Raw genomic sequence first — 5,983 nt, 5'->3', positions numbered from 1 at the left:
TCTTCCCATGATCAACGTGACCAATCGTACCAATATTAACATGCGGTTTTGTTCGTTCAAACTTGCTCTTCGCCATTGCTATTAATCTCTTGTTTTATTCCCTATTTTTATTAGCACCTAGGGACAGTTCTGCAAAACTTAAGTCTGACCAGACTGTAAACAGCCCAATCACCACAACTCTTAGACGGAAAACCCCACCAAATCTATAAATGGAATATCCTCCATCATACCTATTTGCCCAATCATCAACAACCATTTGGAGCGGGTAGCGGGAATCGAACCCGCATATTCAGCTTGGAAGGCTGCTGCTCTACCATTGAGCTATACCCGCATGACCCACGTACTAACTCTCCTTCGATGAATGGTGGAGGGGGTTGGATTCGAACCAACGTAGCATACGCAACGGATTTACAGTCCGCCCCCTTTAACCACTCGGGCACCCCTCCATTACACCGATAAAGTCGCGCAATGAGACATCACGACAACCATCTTGAATACCCATTCAATTCAATCTGATTGCGAAGTGGTTATGACGATTACTATTGTATCTGTCAACAGAATAAATACAATTCTGTACAAATTTCCTGCTCATAATTTTAAATCATAGATTTTTTCTCTCTATTTTTCTTATTAACACGTTATAAAGAAGCTATGAAAGAAAAAACATCACAAAATTCTCATTATGCTCGTTTGCGTCGCCGATATCGCGATACAAAAGGCTCTCCTTCTCGATCTTTTACACACCCAAAGAAGAAAGCTGCTTCTTTACAGCAAGAGATCATCCATCTTTATGGCATTCATTCTGTTCAGGCTGCTTTAGAAAACCCAAAAAGAATTTTAAAATGTCTTTACGTTACACAAAATGCCTTAAAACGATTAAATATATCCGAATCAGATTATCCTTGCTCTGTTACATTATGCACCCCCAAATATCTTGATTCGCTTGTTGGAAGTGAGGCTGTTCATCAAGGTATTGTTTTGGAAACTCTCCCCCTCAAACCATGCAAACTGTCGGAACTAACCAATACTGATCTGGTCATTGTCATGGATCAAATTACCGATCCACATAATGTTGGCGCTATTATGCGCTCTGCAGTTGCATTGAAAGCTAAAGCACTTATTACAACTTGCCGTCACTCTCCCCACGAAAGCGGTGTTCTTGCGAAAGCGGCATCTGGAGCTCTGGAAATGATTCATTATATTACCGTACGAAACCTTGCTGAAGCTCTTCAAGAACTTCATCAAACAGGTTTTACAAGCTTTGGTCTCGATTCAGAAGGTGACCAACCTCTAGAAACAGCATTAACAGGGAATAAAATTGCTCTTGTTTTAGGAGCAGAAGGTAAAGGTTTACGTAAAAAAACACGCGAAACCGTTTGCGCTTTAACACGCCTTGACATGCCTGGAAATATTAAATCATTAAATGTTTCAAATGCAGCAACAATAGCTCTTTATGTGGCACATCAATATCTTAGATTCTAGTTTTTAATTTTTTGTGAAACATCAAAAAAACCAACCAACAAAAAACCCGCAAAAAACCCGCCAATATGAGCTTCCCATGCTATTGAGATGCCATTTTCTTCAAACAAAATAGAAGAAATACCTATGATCAAATCAGTCGTCAGCCATACACTCATATAAACAAGAACCCCCTTAGAACACAGAGCTTTTTTGACAGATAATAAAGGTCCTAAAAGTTTTTCGTTCTGCGCATTGACAGCTAGATTACCACTAGGAAAACCATAACGTGCAATAGCACCCATCATTCCAGATACGGCACCTGACGCCCCAATAAGTGACATGGTACTTTCTTGATGAAATGTAAAATAAGTCAAAACAGAAATAACTGCCGTTAACACCCAAAAAATTAAAAAACGTAAAACACCAAAATGCCTTGCTAAAGGAGAGCCGAAAACCAAAAGCCAAACCATATTAAGAGCAACATGTTTAAAACTACTATGCATAAATGAATAACTCACCATGGTATAACAAAATGCTACAGGATCCCTCTTAAACAATGCTGGTATAAATGAAAAAAGCTCAAGGCTTTCAACATAAACCTGATGAGAAAAAAAATACTGAGAAATGCAATAAAGACAAAAACAAAATGCTATCAAAACAACTATAATAAATGGAACATTCAATAAGGGTTCTTTAGGTTGTTTTGGCAATCGGGAAACATCATTATGTTGGTGACTAGAAACTTTCATTGTATAAAATCTCGTATTTTTTAGAAAATGGGTTATACTTTATACAAAATAAATATACCATTCCCAGTGATGCAGAATCTTCTCAACGCCTCTTCGAAACCCCTTTTTAAATTTTCAATAGCTCTATATGAAAACACGTGTATTTTATACAAAAGATTTTAAAAAGCATGGATATCAAGAATATGATTTACAAACTTAGTGGTATCCTACTTACTTAAATGTGAAGTTACCATGCAATATACAAGAACTTACGAATAGACAAACTCACTTATGAGGTGGTGTATAATAAAAATATATAAACATTATTTTCTTACTAGAAATATATTGATTATTGCATTTTTTAACCAAGCTATACTTCGATTGATAAACTTTAAAGAATCTTAAATCTCAATTTTTCCATTAATATGGCCTGCATTGCTTCTACGCTTTGAACGAAAAACGACATCTCTATGAGAAAAAATACCAATACAGCGTTCTCTAGATATAATAATTAGTGTTTCATGATAAATTACTTACTTGATAATCTGTTTCCCTCATACATGCAAAAGCGTCAGTTCATCTCTTTAACAAATATAAACAAGCCTTTCATTTCAACCTTTAACAGATATAATTCAAGAACTGTCTCTTATGAAACACTTAAAAAATATGTTGATTCTAATGATGCATCTTTGAATTTAAACAGTTCATGACGGAATTTTTTATTCCTTTTTTAGACAGTGTTATTGACACATCCGCCACTTGTAACGCGCAAGAGAATAGTTTGGATTATTCAATATAAAAAAATTAAATGAGGTAATCATAGGAATTTGCTATTAAGTTGTAAAATGATAAAGGACCATTATAAATCAATGTATTATAAATAGATAACACACTAATTATTGAAGAGGAAGATCTTGAGCATTCTGCTTGCAATCCTTTAACCACACATCATAAATAGGATGCTCAACAGCGTTCAAACCAGGACTATCTGCAAACATCCATCCTGTAAAAATACGCCGTACTTTTTTATCTAATGTTACTTCATTGACTTCAACAAAACCAGTTGTACGCGTGGGTTCATCTTTAGAGCTCGTATAACACGCACGTGGTGTTACCTGTAATGCACCGTACTGATAAATTTTACCAAGAGTAACTTCAAAACGTGTTGTCCGTCCCGTGATTTTGTCAAGACCTGCAAAAACAGCAATTCCATTGCTAATACGCTCAGCCCGCACCCCATTATTTAAGGATAAAAACACTAAAATTCCCATTAAAAAAATATATATAAAATGCCTCACCCCTAACAATAAAAAAAATCTCATCATATCAAAATCAATCGCACCTTAAAAAATAATTCTTTTCATAACATAGAGTCAAATAAGACAAAAATACACACGCACATTAAAACATGTTATTTTTTAGGTGACCACGCATCATAATCTTCATGCACACAAGAACGCTCTCCATTGGAGGTGATAGCTCCCTTTGGTCGATAGCCCTCACTTGTTCCTGTCATATTTGCAACATGAGGCTTTTCCCATTCATAAGGATGATAATCCTCTTGTGTTGGTGGACACTCACAGCGATGATGAATCCAGCCATGCCAACCTGGTGGAATAGTAGAGGCCTCAGAATAGTCTTTATAGATAACCCAACGGTGCGGATAACCATCCTTATGAAGTCCTCCTTCATAATATATATTTCCAAATTGATCTTCCCCTATCCGCTTACCTTTGCGCCATGTGAAAAAACGCGTACCAATGGTATTGCCATTCCACCATGTGAAGATTTGCTTAAAAAAACGAGCCATCTGCTATTCCATTCATTTAGTGCGTTCATGAAATTAATCGTTGGAATAAAATTATTAACGATTGAAATTATCGAAAAAGTTACTAGTAAATTCAACTACAATTCCAATTGATAGGTTAACGTGCTATCCTTTAATTTCAAGAAGATATCATATGTATGGCTTCTTCTCCACCCCATAAAATTTAATCTATGCCAAGTTTCATCTTAACCAATTCATTAACAGCTTGGGGATTTGCCTTACCACCTGTTACTTTCATTACCTGTCCAACAAACCAACCAGCTAAAGCAGGTTTGTGCTTTGCTTGCGCAACTTTATCAGAATTATTGGCAACGATCTCATCAACAGCTCTTTCAATAGCCTTTGTATCCGTTACCTGCTTCATATTTCGTTCTTCTACAATTTGGCGTGCATCTCCCCCCTCATTCCAAATAATCTCAAAAAGATCTTTGGCAATTTTTCCAGAAATAACTCCTTCTTTTATAAGATCAATAATGCTTCCCAATTGATTTGGCGATACTGGTGACTCTTCAATCTCACGATTATCTTTATTTAAAGCCCCTAAAAGGTCGTTAATCACCCAATTGGCAACTATTTTTCCATCACGCCCACGCGCTACCTCTTCAAAATAATCAGCAATAGCCTTTTCTGTCACAAGAATGGAAGCATCATACACTGTCAATCCCATTTCCTTAACAAAACGTGCTTTTATAGCGTCAGGCAACTCTGGTAAGTCTGCTGCCAAAGCATCCACAAATGCTTGATCAAATTCTAACGGTAAAAGATCAGGATCAGGAAAATAACGATAGTCATGCGCTTCTTCCTTTGAGCGCATAGAGCGCGTTTCACCTTTAGCGGCATCAAAAAGCCGAGTCTCTTGATCTATGACGCCTCCATCTTCTAAAATTGCGATCTGACGACGCGCTTCATATTCAATTGCTTGACCAATAAAGCGAATAGAATTCACATTTTTAATTTCACAGCGCGTTCCAAAATTTTCACCAGGACGACGAACAGATACATTGACATCTGCACGCATAGAACCTTCATCCATATTGCCATCGCAAGTGCCCAAATAACGAACAATCGTACGCAATTTTGTCATATAGGCTTTGGCTTCATCTGATGAGCGCATATCAGGCTTGGAAACAATTTCCATAAGAGCAACACCAGAACGATTAAGATCTACAAAAGACATCGTTGGATGTTGATCGTGCATCGATTTTCCAGCATCCTGTTCAAGATGCAACCTCTCAATTCCCACTTCAATATCCTCAAATTGGCCATTCGAATCTGGACCAACAGATATAATAATCTTTCCCTCTCCTACAATGGGATAGCGAAATTGAGAAATCTGATATCCCTGCGGTAAATCTGGATAAAAATAGTTTTTGCGATCAAAAACAGATTTTAAATTAATATGCGCCTTTAATCCTAACCCCGTTCGAACCGCTTGACGAACACATTCTTGATTAAGAACAGGCAACATACCTGGCATGGCTGCATCAATAAGTGATACATGATTGTTCGGCTCTGCACCAAATTTGGTTGATGCTCCTGAAAAAAGTTTCGAATTTGATATGATTTGCGCATGAACTTCCATGCCAATGATGACTTCCCAATCACCTGTAACTCCAGAAATAAAACGCTTAGAATCAGGAGTACGCGTATCAATGATGCTCATTGCCAATCCACTACCAATATTTTAAAATTCACTCATGGCTTATCTAAAACCATTCTCTCAGTGCAATCCTAGGATATAAATCTTACAACACAAGCCCGATTTTATCGGGCTTGTGTTGTTTGCATAAATATTAAGCTTTTTTAGGAGCCTTTTTCTTAGCTGGTTTTTTCTCTGTAGACGTTTCTTTCACTTCAGACTTTTTCTTTGCCTGCTTTTCTTCAGGGACATCTGATTCGTCATATTCTTTCATCAACTCTTCAACCGTCACTTCTTTATCTGTGACTTTTATCTGTGCTAATAAAT

General features: G+C 37.0%; 5 protein-coding genes, 2 tRNA genes and 2 pseudogenes. 1 reads left to right on the top strand and 8 read right to left on the bottom strand.

Annotated elements, in window-relative coordinates; genetic code table 11:
* From ACFIL8_RS06610 to ACFIL8_RS06600, 3 genes and pseudogenes are all read right to left on the bottom strand, one after another.
* Positions 1–76 (bottom strand): annotated as a pseudogene (locus ACFIL8_RS06610) (elongation factor Tu); the annotation flags it as partial.
* 181 nt (positions 77–257) lie between these two features.
* Positions 258–331 (bottom strand) — tRNA-Gly (locus ACFIL8_RS06605).
* A 31-nt stretch (positions 332–362) separates the two neighbouring features.
* Positions 363–446 (bottom strand) — tRNA-Tyr (locus tag ACFIL8_RS06600).
* A 205-nt stretch (positions 447–651) separates the two neighbouring features.
* Here ACFIL8_RS06600 and ACFIL8_RS06595 point away from each other — a divergent pair.
* Entirely contained in the window at positions 652–1,482 is an 831-nt protein-coding gene (locus ACFIL8_RS06595) for a TrmH family RNA methyltransferase (protein ID WP_375612889.1), read from the top strand.
* Here the strand turns inward: ACFIL8_RS06595 and ACFIL8_RS06590 are convergent.
* The 5 genes and pseudogenes from ACFIL8_RS06590 to ACFIL8_RS06570 all read right to left on the bottom strand — a co-directional run.
* The gene (locus tag ACFIL8_RS06590; RefSeq protein ID WP_375689187.1) at positions 1,479–2,210 is read right to left on the bottom strand and encodes a rhomboid family intramembrane serine protease; all 732 of its coding nucleotides are present in this window, start codon (positions 2,208–2,210) and stop codon (positions 1,479–1,481) included. The genes ACFIL8_RS06595 and ACFIL8_RS06590 overlap by 4 nt on opposite strands.
* A gap of 875 nt (positions 2,211–3,085) precedes the next feature.
* Positions 3,086–3,511, bottom strand: coding sequence for a DUF2155 domain-containing protein (locus ACFIL8_RS06585; protein ID WP_375613043.1), 426 nt, complete (start codon positions 3,509–3,511; stop codon positions 3,086–3,088).
* 89 nt (positions 3,512–3,600) lie between these two features.
* The gene (locus ACFIL8_RS06580) at positions 3,601–3,999 is read right to left on the bottom strand and encodes an NADH:ubiquinone oxidoreductase subunit NDUFA12 (RefSeq protein ID WP_375612891.1); all 399 of its coding nucleotides are present in this window, start codon (positions 3,997–3,999) and stop codon (positions 3,601–3,603) included.
* 181 nt (positions 4,000–4,180) lie between these two features.
* Positions 4,181–5,680 carry an Asp-tRNA(Asn)/Glu-tRNA(Gln) amidotransferase subunit GatB gene (gene gatB / locus ACFIL8_RS06575; RefSeq protein ID WP_375638122.1) on the bottom strand — a complete coding sequence of 500 codons (1,500 nt, stop codon included), beginning with the start codon at positions 5,678–5,680 and terminating at the stop codon, positions 4,181–4,183.
* 130 nt (positions 5,681–5,810) lie between these two features.
* Positions 5,811–5,983 (bottom strand): annotated as a pseudogene (locus ACFIL8_RS06570) (trigger factor); the annotation flags it as partial.

Source organism: Bartonella sp. AP57NXGY, from assembly GCF_042195805.1.
Classification (GTDB): domain Bacteria; phylum Pseudomonadota; class Alphaproteobacteria; order Rhizobiales; family Rhizobiaceae; genus Bartonella.
This window is presented reverse-complemented; position numbering and strand designations above follow the sequence as displayed.